This is a genomic window from Planosporangium spinosum, assembly GCF_049999945.1.
GTDB lineage: Bacteria > Actinomycetota > Actinomycetes > Mycobacteriales > Micromonosporaceae > Planosporangium > Planosporangium spinosum.
In genome coordinates this window covers 127892-144424 of sequence record NZ_JBLYUB010000014.1, presented here as the reverse complement: position 1 = coordinate 144424, position 16533 = coordinate 127892, and the positions used below count along the sequence as shown (strand labels likewise).

Annotated in this window: 16 protein-coding genes; 8 read left to right on the top strand and 8 right to left on the bottom strand. The window is 70.3% G+C overall.

Annotated features, from left to right (window positions below; all coding sequences use genetic code 11):
* Positions 1-16 precede the first annotated feature (16 nt).
* Positions 17-1465 carry an extracellular solute-binding protein gene (locus ACNTMW_RS19695; RefSeq protein WP_426635144.1) on the bottom strand — a complete coding sequence of 483 codons (1449 nt, stop codon included), beginning with the start codon at positions 1463-1465 and terminating at the stop codon, positions 17-19.
* Positions 1466-1793: 328 nt separating this feature from the next.
* On the opposite strand from ACNTMW_RS19695, the gene ACNTMW_RS19690 reads away from it, so the two are divergent.
* A complete protein-coding gene (locus ACNTMW_RS19690) occupies positions 1794-2492 on the top strand; it encodes an alpha/beta fold hydrolase (RefSeq protein WP_426635143.1) in 699 nt (232 codons plus the stop codon).
* 37 nt (positions 2493-2529) lie between these two features.
* On the opposite strand, the gene ACNTMW_RS19685 is transcribed toward ACNTMW_RS19690, so the two are convergent.
* Positions 2530-3440, bottom strand: a protein-coding gene (locus tag ACNTMW_RS19685; RefSeq protein ID WP_426635192.1) for an IS5 family transposase whose coding sequence is annotated in 2 segments (ribosomal slippage) — positions 2530-3014 and positions 3014-3440 — 912 coding nt in all. Because the reading frame shifts where the segments join, the coding sequence is not laid out codon by codon here.
* Positions 3441-3552: 112 nt separating this feature from the next.
* Entirely contained in the window at positions 3553-4086 is a 534-nt protein-coding gene (locus ACNTMW_RS19680; protein WP_426635142.1) for a DUF6817 domain-containing protein, read from the bottom strand.
* Between the two features lie 161 nt (positions 4087-4247).
* Here ACNTMW_RS19680 and ACNTMW_RS19675 point away from each other — a divergent pair, with 161 nt between their 5' ends.
* The 3 genes from ACNTMW_RS19675 (at position 4248) to ACNTMW_RS19665 (ending at position 6684) form a co-directional block, all read left to right on the top strand.
* A complete protein-coding gene (locus tag ACNTMW_RS19675) occupies positions 4248-4985 on the top strand; it encodes a class I SAM-dependent methyltransferase (protein ID WP_426635141.1) in 738 nt (245 codons plus the stop codon).
* A 120-nt stretch (positions 4986-5105) separates the two neighbouring features.
* Positions 5106-6002 carry a TrmH family RNA methyltransferase gene (locus tag ACNTMW_RS19670; RefSeq protein ID WP_426635140.1) on the top strand — a complete coding sequence of 299 codons (897 nt, stop codon included), beginning with the start codon at positions 5106-5108 and terminating at the stop codon, positions 6000-6002.
* A 328-nt stretch (positions 6003-6330) separates the two neighbouring features.
* Positions 6331-6684, top strand: a complete 354-nt coding sequence (locus tag ACNTMW_RS19665; RefSeq protein WP_426635139.1) for a VOC family protein — start codon at positions 6331-6333, stop codon at positions 6682-6684.
* A 77-nt stretch (positions 6685-6761) separates the two neighbouring features.
* Here ACNTMW_RS19665 and ACNTMW_RS19660 read toward each other — a convergent pair whose 3' ends face one another.
* A complete protein-coding gene (locus ACNTMW_RS19660; protein ID WP_426635138.1) occupies positions 6762-6968 on the bottom strand; it encodes a DUF397 domain-containing protein in 207 nt (68 codons plus the stop codon).
* A 7-nt stretch (positions 6969-6975) separates the two neighbouring features.
* The gene (locus tag ACNTMW_RS19655; protein ID WP_426635137.1) at positions 6976-7824 is read right to left on the bottom strand and encodes a helix-turn-helix domain-containing protein; all 849 of its coding nucleotides are present in this window, start codon (positions 7822-7824) and stop codon (positions 6976-6978) included.
* 188 nt (positions 7825-8012) lie between these two features.
* On the opposite strand from ACNTMW_RS19655, the gene ACNTMW_RS19650 reads away from it, so the two are divergent.
* Positions 8013-8300: a hypothetical protein gene (locus tag ACNTMW_RS19650; protein ID WP_426635136.1), complete on the top strand. Its 288-nt coding sequence runs from the start codon at positions 8013-8015 to the stop codon at positions 8298-8300.
* 107 nt (positions 8301-8407) lie between these two features.
* Here ACNTMW_RS19650 and ACNTMW_RS19645 read toward each other — a convergent pair whose 3' ends face one another.
* On the bottom strand, positions 8408-8746 hold the full coding sequence (locus ACNTMW_RS19645) for a hypothetical protein (RefSeq protein ID WP_426635135.1): 339 nt from the start codon (positions 8744-8746) through the stop codon (positions 8408-8410).
* 250 nt (positions 8747-8996) lie between these two features.
* Here ACNTMW_RS19645 and ACNTMW_RS19640 point away from each other — a divergent pair, with 250 nt between their 5' ends.
* The 3 genes from ACNTMW_RS19640 to ACNTMW_RS19630 all read left to right on the top strand — a co-directional run bounded on the left by ACNTMW_RS19640 (position 8997) and on the right by ACNTMW_RS19630 (position 14295).
* On the top strand, positions 8997-12350 hold the full coding sequence (locus ACNTMW_RS19640; RefSeq protein WP_426635134.1) for an alpha-mannosidase: 3354 nt from the start codon (positions 8997-8999) through the stop codon (positions 12348-12350).
* Positions 12351-12739: 389 nt separating this feature from the next.
* Positions 12740-13291, top strand: coding sequence for a DivIVA domain-containing protein (locus ACNTMW_RS19635; protein WP_426635133.1), 552 nt, complete (start codon positions 12740-12742; stop codon positions 13289-13291).
* A gap of 200 nt (positions 13292-13491) precedes the next feature.
* Positions 13492-14295, top strand: coding sequence for an SAM-dependent methyltransferase (locus ACNTMW_RS19630; RefSeq protein WP_426635132.1), 804 nt, complete (start codon positions 13492-13494; stop codon positions 14293-14295).
* Positions 14296-14393: 98 nt separating this feature from the next.
* Here ACNTMW_RS19630 and ligD read toward each other — a convergent pair whose 3' ends face one another.
* Complete coding sequence (gene ligD, locus ACNTMW_RS19625; RefSeq protein ID WP_426635131.1) at positions 14394-15860, bottom strand: non-homologous end-joining DNA ligase; 1467 nt, start codon at positions 15858-15860, stop codon at positions 14394-14396.
* 391 nt (positions 15861-16251) lie between these two features.
* Positions 16252-16530 carry a hypothetical protein gene (locus ACNTMW_RS19620; protein ID WP_426635130.1) on the bottom strand — a complete coding sequence of 93 codons (279 nt, stop codon included), beginning with the start codon at positions 16528-16530 and terminating at the stop codon, positions 16252-16254.
* Positions 16531-16533: the final 3 nt, after the last annotated feature.

Genomic DNA, 16533 nt, shown 5'->3' with positions numbered 1-16533 from the left:
TGCCGTCTTCGCCTCGTCAGCCGTTGGCAACCTTGCCCGCCCCGCCCATGATCTTCTCGAGGCCGTGGCCGTACGACACGGCCGCCTCCGCGGGCGGCCGGCCCGTGGCCACGTCGAGCGTGGCCTGCTGCAGCAACTGCGACACCTGCGGGTACATGGCGAACCCGGGCCGGTACGCGGTCACCGGCAGTACCTTCTGCGCGACGAACGACAGCATCGGGTCGCTGCGCAGGACCTCGTCGTTGACGTCCTGGCGCTGGGTGACGCGTACCGAGCCGCCCAGCGACGCGATCGTGGCTTCCTTGGAGTTGAGGAACGTCAGCAGTTCCCACGCCTGTACCGGGTACTTCGTGGCCGGGTTGAGCACGTGCCCGCTGCCGCCGGACATCGACACGAAGTCCTGACCGCGGATGCCCGCGCCGGGTGCCTTCGCCGGGATCATCGCGTACCCGACGGCCCGGTCCCGGTCGGGCATCTTGGCGATGCCCTTGGCCGGGTCGACGACGGCCCGCCAGAAGTAGTCGCCCTCGAACAGAATGGCGATCTTCCCGGCGGCGAACGCCTGGAACGACTTGTCCCGCCCCTTGGCGTCCTGTTGGAGCACCGGGTCGCCGAGGCCGCCGCCGTAGATCTTCTGGTACATGCCGAGGGCGTCGCGTACCGCCGGGCTGTTGCCCTGCCACTTGCCGCCGGCCCAGATCTCCCGGCCGGCGCCGGCCAGCAGCGGCAGGAAGCCCTGCATGCTGGTGGCCTCGCCCATGGCGGTGCCGGCGTTGAGCTGGATCGGGGTGACCCCGGGCAGCTTCGCCTTGATCGTCTGCCCGGCGGTGAGGATGTCGTCCCAGCTCTTCGGCTGCCAGTCGGCCGGCAGTCCGGCCTGTGCGAACAGCGCGCGGTTGAAGTAGATCACCCGGCCGTCGGTGCCCAGCGGGATGCCGTAGCGTTTGCCCTGATAGGACAGGTTGCCCTGGACCGTGGCCGGGATCTGCCTCCAGCCCTCCCAGTCCTCGGCCCGCGCCTTTCCGACCAGGTCCTCGATCGGCCTGATGTACCCGGCGTCGGCGAACTCACCCACCCAGATCCCGTCGAGCGAGTAGATGTCGGCGCCACTGCCGGTCTTGAGGTCGAGCGCGATCTTGCTCTTGTAGTCCTCGTCGCCCGCGCCGGACGGCTGGAGCGTGACGTGCGCGGTGACGCCCTTGGCCTTCTGCGCTTCGACGAACTTCGGGATGACCCAGTTGGTGAGCCACTCGGCCTGCGAGGCGTTCTTGCCACCGGCGATCGCGTTGACGCCGATCGTCAGCGAGAACTCCTTGGCGTCGGCGTTGCGGACGGTGCCACCGGAGGGTGCGCTCCTGCCCAGGCAGCCGGCGGTGGTGGTGGCAATGATCGCCAGCCCGGCGAGCGCGGCGACGGCCCGCGCGTGCCCTGCGCTACGTCCGTGCCCTGCGATGCGTCGTTGCATCGTCCCTCCCGGAGAGGAAGCCGGCAGTACGGTCGATGTGGTTCGCTTGGCGTAGCCGCCCGATTACGCATCGGACTAGGTCCATATACTGCACCCGATCGGCGTCGCGTGCCATCCCCGCGGCCGACATCGTGGACAGCGGCCCCGGCCCGAGCGGGTTCCGGCGACCGCAGGAGACAACGGCCGGCGGTCGCCGGGCTGGAGCGGCCGGACGTTCACCGGCGCGCGAACGGCCCGGCGCGCGAACGGCCCGGCGCGCCGGGCCTAGGGCGCGTATCGAAGTATTTCGGGGCGGCGGTTGGCATGCCTGCTCCGTTACGGTGCAGGCATGCCGAATTTCGTACTCGTTGCAGGCGCACGGCTCGGGGCGTGGGCGTGGGACGAGGTGGTGCCGTCTCTACGCGCGGCTGGCCACGGTGCTCACCCGTTGACGCTGTCCGGTCTTGCCGAAAAGCAGGGTGTGCCGGCTGGGCAGCAGACCCACGTCCAAGACATTGTTGACGAGGTCGAAGGCCAGGATCTGCGCGACGTTGTCCTGGTGGGCCACAGCTACTCGGGCATCCCGGTCGGTCAGGCTGCGGAGCGGATCGGTGACCGGCTGGCCCACGTGGTCTTCGTCGATTCCAGCGTTCCAGCCAACGGCGAGTCGTTCATCTCGGCGTGGCCGGACGGCGGGGCGATGGTCAAGGCATCGATCGCCGAGAACGGAGGATTCTGGCCACTCGTGTCCGCAGCCCACTACGACGGCCATGGCCTCACCGACGGGCAGATCGCACGGATCGTGGAAGGCTCGACGCCGCACCCGGGCGCCACACTGACCGAGCCCGCCATCCTGGCACACCCACTTGGCGAACTCCCGGCGACGTACATCCAATGCCTGCTCGCCGGAGCCGAGCTCAGCGACGACGTAGCCCAACTGCTGACCAGCAAGCACTGGCGACTGGTCGAGATGAACACCGGCCACTGGCCAATGTTCTCCCAGCCGCGCGAACTGGCGCAGATCCTCCTCGACGCAGCCGGGGAGTGACCGCAAGCCCTGTTCGCGGGCGCCTTGCGCGCGCTGTTCACAGCCATTCGTTGATCGCCGCGATGTGCACGACAGCTTCGTAGCGCACCGCGAGTTTGTCGAAGCGGGTGGCAACGCCGCGGTTGCGCTTGAGTCGATTGATGCCGCACTCCACGGCGTGGCGCTGCTTGTAGACCTCCCGGTCGAAAGTCGGAGGCCGACCGCCCTTGGACCCCTTGGCGCGTCGGTTTGCATCCTGGTCGGCCTTGCTCGGGATGGTCGCCTTGATGCCCCGGCCGCGCAGGTAGTCCCGGTTGGCCTTCGAGGTATACGCCCTGTCCGCCAGCACCCGGTCGGGGCGGGTGCGAGGCCTACCGCCACCCGGACGGGGTACCCGGATGGCGGCGAGCACCGCAATGAACTGCGGGCTGTCGCCACGCCGCCCCGCGGTGATCACCATAGCCAGCGGCTTCTGCCCCTGCTCACAGCCCAAATGCAGTTTCGTGGTCAGCCCGCCACGCGAGCGACCCAACGCATGATCGACCGGCTCGGCCACGACACCGCCGGACGGTTCGGTTTGCAGATCCCCTTTTTGCGCGCCCCAGCGGCGTGCTGATGCGCCCGGACGCTGGTGGAATCCACAGACACGTCCCACACAATCCGCCCACCCGCATCCGCGATCGCCTGCAACGCCGTCACCACCCGCTGCCAGGTTCCATCCCGCTGCCACCGGCGAAACAACGCATACACCGCCGACCAGGACCCGTAACAGATCGGCACGTCCCGCCAGGGCGCCCCGACCCTGATCCGCCACCGCATCCCGTCGATCAACTGCCGTCTGCTCCACAACGACGGACGACCCGGCCGCTTCGGCGCAGGCAGCAACGGCTCCAGCCGCGCCCACTGCTCATCGGTCAGGTCGAACCGCCTCGTCACCGCTAGGGTGTCCACGAGGTCTCCGGTGTTCAGGTCCGTCTTGGTTGACGAACCATCTACCGGAGACCTCGCCACACGTCGATCTCCGACACGCACTCGGCGTGTTAACGCACTGCAGACACCCCGGCCGACTTCGACACGGGCCCTAGAAGGCCAGCACGCGCCGAGCTTCGCGCGTAACCTGCGGCGAGGCGACCGGAGCCCACGCGGTGAACAGGGCGCGGAAGTAGTCCCCGTGCCGCTCGGCGATGGCCCGGTCCTGCTCGACCACGTCGAGTTCGTTGACGATGCTCAGATCGACGAAGGGCTGCAGCTGTGCCGGTTCCAGGACCTCGACCCGGTCGGTGAAGCGGTCCCGGACCTCGCGGGTGTCCGCCAGGCACTGCCAGGTCCGATCGCGATCGCAGGCTCCGTAGCGATACACCAGGTTCTCCGCCTGCTCGCCGATGAGCTCCCGCAGTGTCGCCCGGTCGGCGCGGTCGAGCAGCACGACGTCGAAACCGTCGGTGCCGTACGCCGCGTGCGTGAGTCCGGCCAGCCGCACGGCGGCGCCCAGTCCCAGCCGGTCCAGCCGGTCGTGCACCCGACACAGATGGGCGTAGAGGGTGCCGCCCGGATGGTCGATCCGCTCGGCTCCTCGGCCCCGCAGCCATGCCCGCACGTCCTGCTCGGCAGCCATACGCCGACTCTAGGCGGAAGGTACCCCGCCGGCGGCCCACGGTCGTGCGTGATCCGTCACAGCCGGCACGACGGCGTCGGGGTCCGACCGGCGGAACTGGCGAATGTGGACCATGGCATCCATCCTTGCCACCGCTTCGCCGAACGTGTTGGGGTCGATGTATGACACGTATCGCGTACGACAGCCGCGCCGCGACCGCGTTCGAAGCCAATCGTCACCTCGACGAAGAGGGGCTGGCCGCCTGGCGCGCGGCGGTGACCCGGCACCTCGACCCCCGGCCCGGCACCCGGCTGCTCGACCTCGGCGCGGGCACCGGGATGTGGGCCCGGATGTTCACCCGGTGGTACGACGCCGTCGAGATCATCGCCGTCGAGCCGTCCGACGCGATGCGGGCCCGCTGCCAGTGTCCGCGCGTACTGCCGGGAGACGCCGCGGACATCCCCTTGGCCGACGACAGCGTCGACGCCGCCTGGTTGTCGACGGTCGTCCACCACGTACCGGATCTGACCGCCGCCGCCCGGGAGCTACGCCGCGTGCTGCGCCCCGGTGGCACGGTGCTGATCCGGTCGGCCTTCGCCGGTCGGCACAGGGGGATCACGCTCTTCCGGTACTTCCCCGAGGCCGTCCGCGTGCTGGACACGTACCCCAGCGTGCGTGACGTCGAAGTCGCCTTCGCCACCGCAGGCTTCGGCACGATCGCGTTCGAACCGGTCCCACAGGTAACCGCGCCGTCGTTGCGGGCCGCCGTAGCCGCCCTGCGCCGCGCGGCGCACACGCCGTTACAGCTGATCACCGACGACGAGTATGCGGCCGGACTGGCCCGGATGCGCCGCGCGGCGGAGACCGGGGCCGGCACCGAACCGGTCATCGACACCCTTGATCTGCTTGCCCTTCGGTGAGTTTCGTTCTTCGATAGGGTGAGCGCCGTCCGGCGCCCGGCGGGTGGCCGGTCGGGCCACCAACGGCGGCTGACGAGCACGGACGGCAACGACGATGCGGACCGGGGAGGCTTTCGGCGCGTGTCGACGACGGTAAAGGTGACCGCGCGGAACGCGCGCTTCCAGCAGTGGCAGGCGCTGCTGACCAACCGGACCAAGCGGCAACGGGCCGGCGAGTTCCTGGTCCAGGGGGTCCGGCCGATCAGCCTGGCCGTGGCGTACGGCTGGGACATCCGGGCGCTGCTGTACCCCGCCGGCCGGCCGCTGTCCCGCTGGGCCCGGGACCTGATCGACCGGGCCACGGCGACCACGGCGGCGACGACCCTGGTGGCGATGGCCCCGGAGCTGCTGTACGAACTGGGCGGCAAGGAGGACGAACGGCCGGAACTGGTCGCCGTCGTCGCCCTGCCGCCGGACCGCCTGGACCGCATCCCCGCCCGCGACGACCTGCTCGTGGTGGTCTTCGACCGGCCGACGACCCCCGGCAACATCGGCACCCTGATCCGGTCGGCGGACGCCTTCGGCGCCTCCGGGGTGGTCGTCTCCGGCCACGCCGCCGACCCGTACGACCCGAAGGCGGTGCGCGCGAGCACCGGCTCGCTGTTCGCCGTACCGGTGGTGCGGACCGCGGCCCACCACGAGGTGGTCGCGTGGGTCGCGGCCCTGCGGGGGCGCGGCCTCGCGGTGCAGGTCGTGGGTACCGACGAGCACGGCGACGTCGAGGTCGGCGACCACGACCTGCGCGGCCCGACGCTCGTCGCGGTCGGCAACGAGACCCACGGCCTGAGCACCGCGTGGCGGCAGGCCTGCGACCGGATGGTCCGCATCCCGATGACCGGCGCAGCGAGCTCGCTCAATGCCGCGTCGGCGGGCACAGTGGTGCTGTACGAGGCGGCCCGCCAGCGCAGCCGGGCGCGCGTGGTCGACCTCGCGCGTGGTCGACCTCCAGCCGGGGAAGCGGCAGCGACGTCAAGCTGAAGATCTACCGCGACGACGACCGGTACCGGCCCTGGACCTCGCACCGCGGCCACCCCTCGCACCGCGGCTACCCGGTGCGGCGGTACCTGCCAGGGGCGGTCCCGTACCGGAGTTTGAACGCGTCCGCGAAGGAGAATTCCGACGTGTCCGCTTCACCCCCGGCCTGAAGGCCGGAGCGCTGCGGACGGTCTCAGTAGCGCGGGTGGGGATCGTCGTGCTGGCCAGCACCGACGTCGACACCGACGAGTTCCCCCGCGATTGAGATGGGGTGCGAAGCGGACGATGGTGGTGCCAGCCCGCCTGATCGCCGTCCTGGCAAGATGGCGACATGGAACGTGTGCTTGGAATTGGTGGATACTTCATGCGGGCCGCCGACCCGGTGGCCCTGGGCGCTTGGTACCGCGATTGCCTAGGCCTGGACGCCGATGAGAACGGCCTGTGGCATCAGGAAGCCGGGCCGACGGTGTTCGCGACGTTTGAGTCCGAGACCGACTACTTCGGGTCCCGCACCCAGCAGGTCATGATCAACTTCCGGGTCCGCGACCTGAATGCGATGCTCGCACAACTGCGCGCCAAGGGAGCGGACGTGGCTGCAGAGACGCAGGACATGGAGGGTGTCGGTCGATTCGGCTGGGTCACCGATCCCGAGGGCAATCGGATCGAACTGTGGCAGCCCGCCTGACCGTTAGTACACCTCAGTCATCACGTGCCTCACTCTCGCCGGACACACTGGCGGCCCGAGCCGGAGGCCGGCGGCGATCAGCGCCGGTCGAACTCGCCGGTGCGTACGGCCGCGACGAAGGTGACCCACGACTCGCGAGCGAAGAGCAGCACCGCGCCGTCCGGGTTCTTGGAGTCGCGGACGGCCACTGACTCCGGCAACTCAGCGACCTCGACGCAGTTCGAGTTAGATCCGCTGCGGCTGGACTTGCGCCACACCGCGCCCGGCAGGTCCGCAGCGATCATCCTTGCCTCACTCTCGCTCGTGCTCCGTTGCGATGCGCGCAACGAGATCCACCGACTTCGCGGGGCTCAGCGCCGCCTCGGCCAGCCTATCCATCTCCCGCCGGAACAACGCCACCTGCTCCGGTTCCTCGAGGAACAGCCCAGAGATCTTGTGTTCCAGGTGGACGACCGACCGGTTGCGGGAAAAATCGAGCAACGCGAACGATCCGTCGAGTCCCGTGTGGCCACCGACCTCGAACGGCACGACCTGGAAGGTGACCGCAGGCCGGTCAGCGGCCTCCACCAGGTGCCGCAACTGCCGAGCCATGACCCACCGGCTGCCGAGCACCCGGCGTAACACTCCCTCATCGAGGATCGCGTGTAGCGTCGGTGGCTCGTCACGGGTGAGGATCGCCTGCCGACCAAGTCTGGCCGCTACCCGGGTCTGCGCGTCGTCGTCCGGCACTCCGCACACCTTCATCACCGCCCGGGTGTAGTCAGGCGTCTGAAGAAGTCCCGGCACGAGTAGCGGCTCGAAGTCGAAGATTGCGGTCGCCTCGGCCTCCAACTGGATCAGTGTCCGGGACTCGACCGGAAGCCCGCCAAGGACCTCCCACCAGCCAGGCTCGGCCGAGCGTTCCGCCATGGCGAGCAGTCGCTTGCGCTCATCCCCGGTAACGCCATAGATCACCAGCAGCGAGGCTACGTCTTCGATCCGAAGGCCCTGCCGACCGGTTTCCAAGCGGGACAGCTTCGACGCCTGCCAGCCGAGCTGCGCCGCCACCGCCCGCACACTGAGCTTCTTGCCCTGCCGGCATTCGCGTAGCTCACCAGCGAGACCGCGCCCGACGATGGTCGGCTGGATCGGTTTAGCCATCTCGGCACCTCCGTAGATGGGCCTTGACATCGAACAGCATCGTGGCCAACGTAGTAGCAACGTTGCAACTTCAAAAGCCTCGTTGACCTCAGAGGAGAGGCGATGCTGAGATGCTAACGAATGTCCAGCCTTACGATCCGACCGACAGCCCGGGTCCGATCCCTTCCGTCATCGAGCGCTTCCGGTCCATGCGAGGGCAGCCCGAACCGCCGTCCGAACAAGAGGCCGAGGTGGCCCGGTACACGGTCGTACTCGTCCCACCCGAGGCGGCCGAAGCTCTCGGGTACGACCGGAGCGAGGCGGGGTTGAAGATCTATCTCGACAACGACTGGGACTACGACGTGCGCAGCCTTGACGAAGCGGCCACGCAGATCGAGGAGGATTGCGGCGTCCCCGTCACGCTGGTCGAGCACCACGCCGACCTCTGTTACTGGACGACCCACGTCCGCCGACCCGCCGGCTCAGCGTCACGCTAGGCCGCGATAGTTCAGGCGCGACGGTCCCAGGTACGCGCCTCTGTCCGTGCCGGAAACGGTGGCACGGCCGACCATGTCTACGGTGCCACCCCATCCAGCGGGGCTGCCTACGCCCCGACCTCGGCCCCGACCTCGGCCTCGGCCTCGGCCGCCTGCGTGCGCCGACGCCGAACGATCAGCCAACCCCCGGCGCCGAGCGCCACCACGCCGGCGCCGGTGCCGAACCAGCCCATCCGCTGCCAGTACGCCTGCCGCTCCTCGTAGGTGTACGAGGTGGTCCGGCCCTTGCGTGTCTCCTCGCAGATGTCGCCGGGCCGCATCGACTGGCCGGTACCACAGGTGACGTCCGTCCGGTTCAGGAAGTACACGCCGGCCGGCAGCAGAATGAGCCCCAGGATGATCGCTCCGACGATGTTGTGCTTCGTCTTGTCTTTGGGCGCACGCATGAGATGTCTCCGATGTCGATCAAGTAACGAGCCCCGGTACGGTAGCAACGCATCGATGTACTGAGATCAACCGTTCGGAGAGACACCGGCCCTTCGGTCAATCTATTGACGCCGGGACGCGACGCCCGCAGGATGCCGACGGCGTCAGGGGTCCCCGGTTCCGGGACCCCCTGATTTCACGGCGCCGCAGCCCCTGGAACCGGGGTACGGTCGGATTGCTCGACAACCGCGACGAGGCGGGAGGGGCACCATGCACGACGACCGGACGATGGTCGAGGAGCGCCTGAACCGGGCCATGGTGCAGTACCTGCGCCCCGCCGTGTACGGCCCGGCCCATCCGCTGGAAGTATCGGCCTGGACGGTGCCCGGCGACCCGACCATGGCTCACCCGATCTCGGCGACCCTCCTGCCCGGCGAGCCGGTGCCGGTGCAGGACGCGATGAAGGCCGACTACGAGCCGATGGCGGTCGGCCAGGCCTGGGGACCACCGTGGTCGACGACGTGGCTGCGGGTACGCGGCGACGTACCGGCCGAGTGGGCCGGCCGGCGCGTGGAGGCCGTCCTCGACCTCGGGTTCACCGTCGACTCCCCCGGTTTCCAGGCCGAGGCGCTGGCCTACACCGCCGACGGGATCCCGATCAAGGGCATCCACCCGGACAACCGGTACGTGCCCGTGACCGGCGACCGGGTCGACCTGCTGATCGAGGCGGCCGCCAACCCCACGGTCCTGCGGTCATTCGCGCCGACCGAGTTCGGCGACCTGCTCACCGCGCCGCCCGAGCCGCTGTACCGGCTGGTCGGCGCCGATCTCGTGGTACTGGACGAGACCGTCTGGCACCTCGTCCTCGACGTCGAGGTGCTGGCCGAGCTGATGGCCGCGCTGCCGGAGCACGAGCCGCGCCGGTACGAGATCCTGCGCGCACTGGAGCGCATGCTCGACGTGGTCGACCTGCACGACGTGGCGGGTACCGCGGCCGCCGCGCGCGACCAGCTCGCCGGGGTGCTCGCGCGCCCCGCGCACGCCAGCGCCCACCGGGTGTCCGCGGTGGGCCACGCACACATCGACTCGGCGTGGCTGTGGCCGCTACGCGAGACGGTACGCAAGGCCGCCCGCACGTTCGCCAACGTCACCGCGCTGGCAGCGGACTACCCGGAACTGGTGTTCGCCTGTTCGCAGGCGCAGCAGTACGCGTGGGTCAGGGACAACCAGCCGCACATCTACGAGCGCATCCGCGCGGCAATCCGGGCGGGCAACTGGGCGCCGGTCGGCTCGATGTGGGTGGAGTCCGACGCCAACCTGCCCGGCGGTGAGTCGCTGGTCCGCCAGCTCGTCCACGGCAAGCGGTTCTTCGCCGACGAGTTCGGCGTCGACACGCAGGAGATCTGGCTGCCCGACTCGTTCGGGTACACCGCGGCGTTCCCCCAGCTGGCCCGGCTGGCCGGGGTGCGGTGGTTCCTGACCCAGAAGCTGTCGTGGAACGAGACCAACGCGATGCCCCACCACACGTTCTGGTGGGAGGGCATCGACGGTACCCGGGTGTTCACCCATTTCCCGCCGGTCAACACGTACAACTCGCGGCTGTCCGGCGCGGAGCTGGCGCTCGCGGTGCGCAACTTCGCCGAGAAGGGGATCGCGACGAGGTCGCTGGTGCCGTTCGGGCACGGCGACGGCGGCGGCGGGCCGACCCGCGAGATGCTCGAGCGCGCCCGGCGGCTGCGGGACCTGGAGGGTTCGGCGCGGGTCACGGTGGAGCCGCCGGCCGCGTTCTTCGCCCGCGCCCACGAGGAGTACCCCGACGCGCCGACCTGGACCGGCGAGCTGTACCTGGAGAACCACCGGGCCACGTACACCACCCAGGCCAGGATGAAGGCGGGCAACCGGCGCGCCGAGCACCTGCTGCGCGAGGCCGAGCTGTGGTCGGCGGCCGCCCAGGTGTACGCCGGGCTGGACTACCCGTACGCGGAGCTGGACCGGCTCTGGAAACTGGTCCTGCTGCACCAGTTCCACGACATCCTGCCCGGCTCGTCCATCGCGTGGGTGCACCGGGAGGCGCGCGAGACGTACGAACGGATCCACGCCGACCTGGTGGCGCTGATCGACCGGGCGGTCGCGGCGCTGCGGGCACCCCGGACGGCGAACGGCGGCGGCCCGGCGAACGGCGGCCCGGCGACCGACGAACCGGCCGGGCCGAGCGTGTGGAACGCGGCGCCGTACGACCGGAGCGAGGTGGTCGTCATCTCCCCCGGGACCTTCTCCGCCGATGCACCCTCCCCCGACGTCGCCGAGCACGGGCAGCGGCTGTCCGACGGCCGGTGGGCGGCATGGGCGGCGGCTCCGGCGCAGGGCGTCGGCCCGGCCTGTGCGGCGCCGCCGGAACGGGTCGCCGCGGTGACCGTCACCGGCCCGGCGGTCTCGGACGACCCGGCAACCACGGACGACCCGGCGACCTCGGACGACCCGGCGGTCTCGGACGACCCGGCGACCTCGGACGATCCGGCCGACGGCACGGCGGTCGGCCCGCCGGTCTCGGATGGTGGTGCGGTGCTCGACAATGGGCTGCTGCGGGTCGAGGTGGACGCCGACGGACTGCTGCGCTCGGTCCGCGACCTGGTCGCCGACCGGGAGCTTTTCGCCCCCGGAAGCTGGGGCAACCTGCTGCAACTGCACCCCGACCACCCGGCGCGCTGGGACGCCTGGAACATCGACCGGCATTACCTGCGCCGGCACTCCGACCTGACAGCCGCGGAGTCGGTGACGGTGACCGACGCCGGGCCGCTGCTGGCCGCCGTCCGGGTCGAGCGCCGCACCGGCCGGTCCCGGCTGACGCAGACGTACCGCCTCGCCGCCGGTTCCCGGCGGCTGGACATCGACACCGAGGTCGACTGGCGGGAGTCGGAGAAGGTACTCAAGGCCGCCTTCCCGTTCGACGTCCATGCCGACCGGTCGACGGCGGAGATCCAGTTCGGTCACGTGCACCGCCCGCTGCACACCAACACGAGCTGGGATCACGCCCGATACGAGATCTACGCACACCGCTGGATCCGGGTCGCCGAGCCGGGATACGGGGTCGCGATCGCCAACGACTCCACGTACGGCCACGACGCGGCGCGGACCACCCGGGACACCGACGGCGGCACCACCACGACCGTACGGCTGACGCTGCTGCGCGCGCCGCACAGCCCGGACCCGCGTACCGATGAGGGCCTTCACCGCTTCAGCTACGCCCTGGTCCCCGGCACCGGCGTCGACGCCGCCGTGGACGCCGGCTACGCGCTGAACCTGCCGCTGCGCGTGGTACCCGGCGGCTGCGGCGCGTTCGCCCCGCTGGTGTCGGTCGACCACCCCGCGGTACGCGTCGAGGCGGTCAAACTGGCCGACGACGCCAGCGGTGACGTGGTCGTACGACTCTACGAGGCACGCGGTGGGCGGGCCACGGCGCGCGTCCGGGCCGGGTTCCCCGTTCGCGCGGCGACCGAGGTGGACCTGCTCGAACGGGCGCTCGGGCCGGCACAGTGCCGCGGCGACCTGCGCCGGCTGCCCGACGGCGACCTGCGCGTGTCGCTGCGCCCCTTCCAGGTCGTCACCGTGCGGATCAGCAGGTGACGTCGGAGCCGCTCACCTCCGGGCCGTCCAGCCCGTAGGCCGGCGGATGGGCCCCGGACAGCGGCCCGTGAGCGGGCGGTCCACGCCCGGTGCCCCGACAATGCCCGATGCCGCGACAACGCCTGGCGCCGCGGCAATCTGGGTGAAACCCCGCCGGTGGTGGGGGCATGGAGGATGATGGCGACAAATGCAAGTGGCCGATCGGGGGACCCTTAAATTATCGTCTGGCCAGCCCTAACGGCACCTTAAACGATCTTTTGATCTTGGCCTGTGCGGCTTAGCGTTGCGGAGATGACTCGGTCGCCCCTTTCCTCGACCGAGGAACAGATGCCCGGGAGTTGTCAATGAGTACCCCCGTCGATCCGGGCCCTGTCCGTCAGCACCGACGCATGCTGACCGCCGACGAAGCCCGTAGCGCGACCTTCCGTCAATCCCAACTGGCCTGGCGCGGCTACTCCGAAGACGATGTCAACGATTTCGCCCAGCGGGCCGCAGACACGCTGGAGGCCGTCGAGCGGGACTACGCCGCCCTGCGTGCCGAGGTTGACCGGCTGCGGAGCTTCTACCGCGAACACGGCGCCGACGTGGACCGGGCCCCCGCGCAGCCCCGACCCCCTCGCCACAACGGCTGGCTGGTCCACGAGGTGGAGCGCTACACGGAGACGTACCTGAACCTGGCCGTCGCGTGCGCCGACAGCGCCGTCGACGGCGACCCACAAAGCAGCGGGCAGCAGCTGTACCACGCCCGGGTCCGCGCCCGCCTGTTCGTCGAGGACATGGTCTCGGCATTCCTGGCGGATCCCCGCAACCGGGCCCGCGCGGCGGACGAGCTCCAGCTACTGAGCGGCTGGCTGCGCGGCTTCGGTGAGGCGTTCCTGGCCCAGATCGACGCGATGATGCTGGTCGCCGAGGGACAACTGCGAGCCGTGACCCGGCGATAGATGTGGCGACGGAGGCCGACGCCATTTCGGCCGCCGAACGCTTGATCGCACCCGCACGATACGAAAAAGTTATGGCTGTCGCTGCCGAGCCGACGCCGACCGGTGAGTGCCGATGGGCGCCGGTACCGACCGGCAATGCTTCGGCGCCCATCGGTGAACCAGTGCCGACTGACGTGTGTGACCGACATGAGGAGCGCAGGTTGGAACTGCCGAACTGGGTACCGGACGGTGTGGACATCACCGTGCCCAATGTCGCCCGGGCCTACGACTACTTCCTGGGCGGATACCACAACTTCGCCGTCGATCGGGAGTTCGTGACCCGGGTCGAGGCGGTCATGCCCGGCTTCGGTTACGCGGCGCACGCGAACCGGGCGTTCCTCGGCCGGGTGGTGCGTCGGCTCGCCGCGGCCGGGATACGGCAGTTTCTCGACATCGGCTCGGGCATCCCCACCCTGGGCAACGTGCACGAGGTGGCCCAGAAGTCCGCGCCTGACGTCCGGGTCGTCTACGTCGACATCGATCCGGTCGCCGTCGCGCACGGCCAGGCGATCCTGGCCGACGACCCGCGTGCCGCGTCCATCGAAGCGGACCTGCGTCGGCCCACCGCGATCCTCGGCCACCCGCGCGTACTCGACCTGCTGGACTTCTCCCAGCCGGTGGCGGTCCTGCTGATGGCCGTACTGCACTTCGTCCCGGACAGCGACGACCCCGGCGGCATCGTCGCCACGTTCCGCGACGCATTGGCGCCGGGCAGTTACATCGCGATCTCGCACGTCACCGACCTCTCCCACGAGCGGGAGATCGAGGCGATCCGGAAGCTGTACGAGCACACACCCACCCCCGGCCAGCCACGTACCGCCAAGCAGATCGAGGGGCTGCTCGCCGGTCTGGAGATCCTCGAACCCGGGGTCGTACAGGTCGACGACTGGCACCCCGACCCCGAGGGCGGCGAACGTCATCCCCAGGCCGCCGTGATGTTGGGGGCGGTCGGCCGCAAGCCCTGACGGCGACAGGTACCGGTGCCGGCTCCGGGTGCGGTCCGCCCGGGCGCCGGCACCGCGCGTCACTGCCGCCGACCCACCACGCGGGAACCGCCCGGGCATCAACTCTCCCGTACGACCTCGTCCGGCGACTTGTCGGGGCGCAGCCCGCGCCAGGTCGGCTGGCGCAGCCGCCCGTCGCGGGTCCACTCACCGAACTGCACCTCACCCACCAGCTTCGGCGTGACCCAACGGGCGTCCTTGGCGTCCCGCGTGGGTAACGGACGGGCAAACGGTGAGGTCTTGCGCTCCAACGGTCGCAGTGCGCGGTACAGGTCGTCGAGCGTCTCCCGATTGAAACCGGTACCGACCTGCCCGACGTACTCCAACCCGTCGGGACCCGGGATACCCAGGAGCAGCGCGCCGATCGTCCCGGCCCGCCGGCCCCGGCCCGGGCTCCAGCCTCCGATGATGACCTCCTGGGTCCTGGTGTGCTTGACCTTGATCCAGGCGTCCGAGCGCCGCCCCGGCTCGTAGACCGAGTCGAGCCGCTTGGCCACGATCCCTTCCAACCGCCGCTGCGCCGAGTCCGCGAGCGCCCGGGCACCGCCACCTCTGGTGTACGCCGGGGTGTCCCAGTGCGACCCGGACAGCCGCAGGTCCTCCAGCAACTCGCGGCGCTGCACGTACGGCAGGCTGATCGTGTCGTGGCCGCCCAGGTGGAGCAGATCGAAGATCTGGTACGTCACCGGGGTCCGCTCGCGTAGTCGCTGGATCTGCGCGCGGTCCCGGACGTGCATGCGCGGCTGGAGCGCGTTGAACGAGATCCGGCCGGTCGGGTCGCAGGCCACGATCTCTCCGTCGAGCACCGCCGGGACCGGGCCCAGCGCCGCGGCGAGATCCTGCAGTTCCGGATACGCCACGGTCACGTCCCGGTCGTTGCGCGACACGACGCGTACCCGACCCTCGGCGATGTACACGACCGCACGAAGCCCGTCCCACTTCATCTCGTACCCGACGTTCGGGTCCTCGGTCGGTGGCGGCAGCTCACCCAGGGTCGCCAGCATGGGACGGATCAGTCCTGGCAGCGGCCCTGCCTGCGCGGTCCTGACCGCCGGTGTGGGCCCGGATGCCGGCGGCTCCATCCGATGGATGAGCCAGTTTTCGCCGTGGGTGCGGATCAACGCGTACCGTCCCCGCGCGCGTCCGCCGTGGAGGACCACCTTCACCTCGCGGTCGGTCCACTTCTCACACTCGTACTCGCCCCGGTCCCAGATCGTCACCAAGCCGCCGCCGTACTCGCCGCGCGGGATCTCGCCGGAGAAGGACGCGTACTCCAGGGGGTGGTCCTCGGTGTGCACGGCGAGGTGGTTGGTGCGCGGCTCGTCCGGGAGACCTTTGGGCAGCGCCCACGACACGAGGACACCGTCGTGCTCCAGTCGGAAGTCCCAGTGCAGCCGCCGGGCGTGGTGCTCCTGGATGACGAAGGTGTCGTCGTCGCCGCGGGGCAACGGCCCCTCGGCCGGTATCGGTTCAGGCGTGCGCGACGCCGACCTCTTGCCTCGGTACACCGCCAGTCTGTCGGCCATACCACCGGGGTACCCGTCCCGCTGACGCCACAACATGAAGCGGACGACGCGCCGGATCTCGACGCCGGATCCCGATACGCAACAGCGATGCCCGCGTGTCGTGGGCGCCGCGTGTCTCGGGCGCCGCGTGTCTCGGGCGCCGCGTGTCTCGGGCGCCGCGTGTCTCGGGCGCCGCGTGTCTCGGGCGCCGCGTGTCTCGGGCGCCGCGTGTCTCGGGCGCCGCGTGTCTCGGGCGCCTCCCGGCCGGCGACGATGCCGGGAGGCGCCCGCGACCGCTCCGCCCACCCCGGCCCGTACCGCGACCGGAGAGCGGATCCGCTGATCCGAACACCCCCCAGCGCTCGTCAGCGGCCGAACTGCGACCGCGGTACGGTCGCATTCGTCGGTATGGTCAGTGGCCGATGTACCAGTCCAGAGCACCGCCGTGGACCTTGCTGGCCAACAGGACGGCGAGGACGACCAGGTCGGCGATGCCGAGCCCGATCCCGAACAGGGCGGCTGCCCGGCCGAGGCGACTCGTCCCCTCCCTGCGGGCGGCGAGGGCACCCAGAACGATCGCGATCGGCCCGAACACGATGTTGAACAGGAACAGTCCGACCGCGCCGCACAGCAGCGCCGCCGCCGCCCGATCGTCGAGTCTCGCGTAGGCCTGGCGTTTGACGACGTTCATGTG

Bases quoted from the DNA above. Each gene is read 5' to 3' on its own strand.
- ACNTMW_RS19650 (WP_426635136.1), top strand. From the start codon at position 8,013: ATGCGAGGGCAGCCCGAACCGCCGTCCGAACAAGAGGCCGAGGTGGCC.
- ACNTMW_RS19675 (WP_426635141.1), top strand. From the start codon at position 4,248: ATGACACGTATCGCGTACGACAGCCGCGCCGCGACCGCGTTCGAAGCC.
- ACNTMW_RS19620 (WP_426635130.1), bottom strand. From the start codon at position 16,530: ATGAACGTCGTCAAACGCCAGGCCTACGCGAGACTCGACGATCGGGCG.
- ACNTMW_RS19695 (WP_426635144.1), bottom strand. From the start codon at position 1,465: ATGCAACGACGCATCGCAGGGCACGGACGTAGCGCAGGGCACGCGCGG.
- ACNTMW_RS19690 (WP_426635143.1), top strand. From the start codon at position 1,794: ATGCCGAATTTCGTACTCGTTGCAGGCGCACGGCTCGGGGCGTGGGCG.
- ACNTMW_RS19665 (WP_426635139.1), top strand. From the start codon at position 6,331: ATGGAACGTGTGCTTGGAATTGGTGGATACTTCATGCGGGCCGCCGAC.
- ACNTMW_RS19635 (WP_426635133.1), top strand. From the start codon at position 12,740: ATGCTGACCGCCGACGAAGCCCGTAGCGCGACCTTCCGTCAATCCCAA.
- ligD (WP_426635131.1), bottom strand. From the start codon at position 15,860: ATGGCCGACAGACTGGCGGTGTACCGAGGCAAGAGGTCGGCGTCGCGC.
- ACNTMW_RS19660 (WP_426635138.1), bottom strand. From the start codon at position 6,968: ATGATCGCTGCGGACCTGCCGGGCGCGGTGTGGCGCAAGTCCAGCCGC.
- ACNTMW_RS19680 (WP_426635142.1), bottom strand. From the start codon at position 4,086: ATGGCTGCCGAGCAGGACGTGCGGGCATGGCTGCGGGGCCGAGGAGCC.
- ACNTMW_RS19640 (WP_426635134.1), top strand. From the start codon at position 8,997: ATGCACGACGACCGGACGATGGTCGAGGAGCGCCTGAACCGGGCCATG.
- ACNTMW_RS19655 (WP_426635137.1), bottom strand. From the start codon at position 7,824: ATGGCTAAACCGATCCAGCCGACCATCGTCGGGCGCGGTCTCGCTGGT.
- ACNTMW_RS19645 (WP_426635135.1), bottom strand. From the start codon at position 8,746: ATGCGTGCGCCCAAAGACAAGACGAAGCACAACATCGTCGGAGCGATC.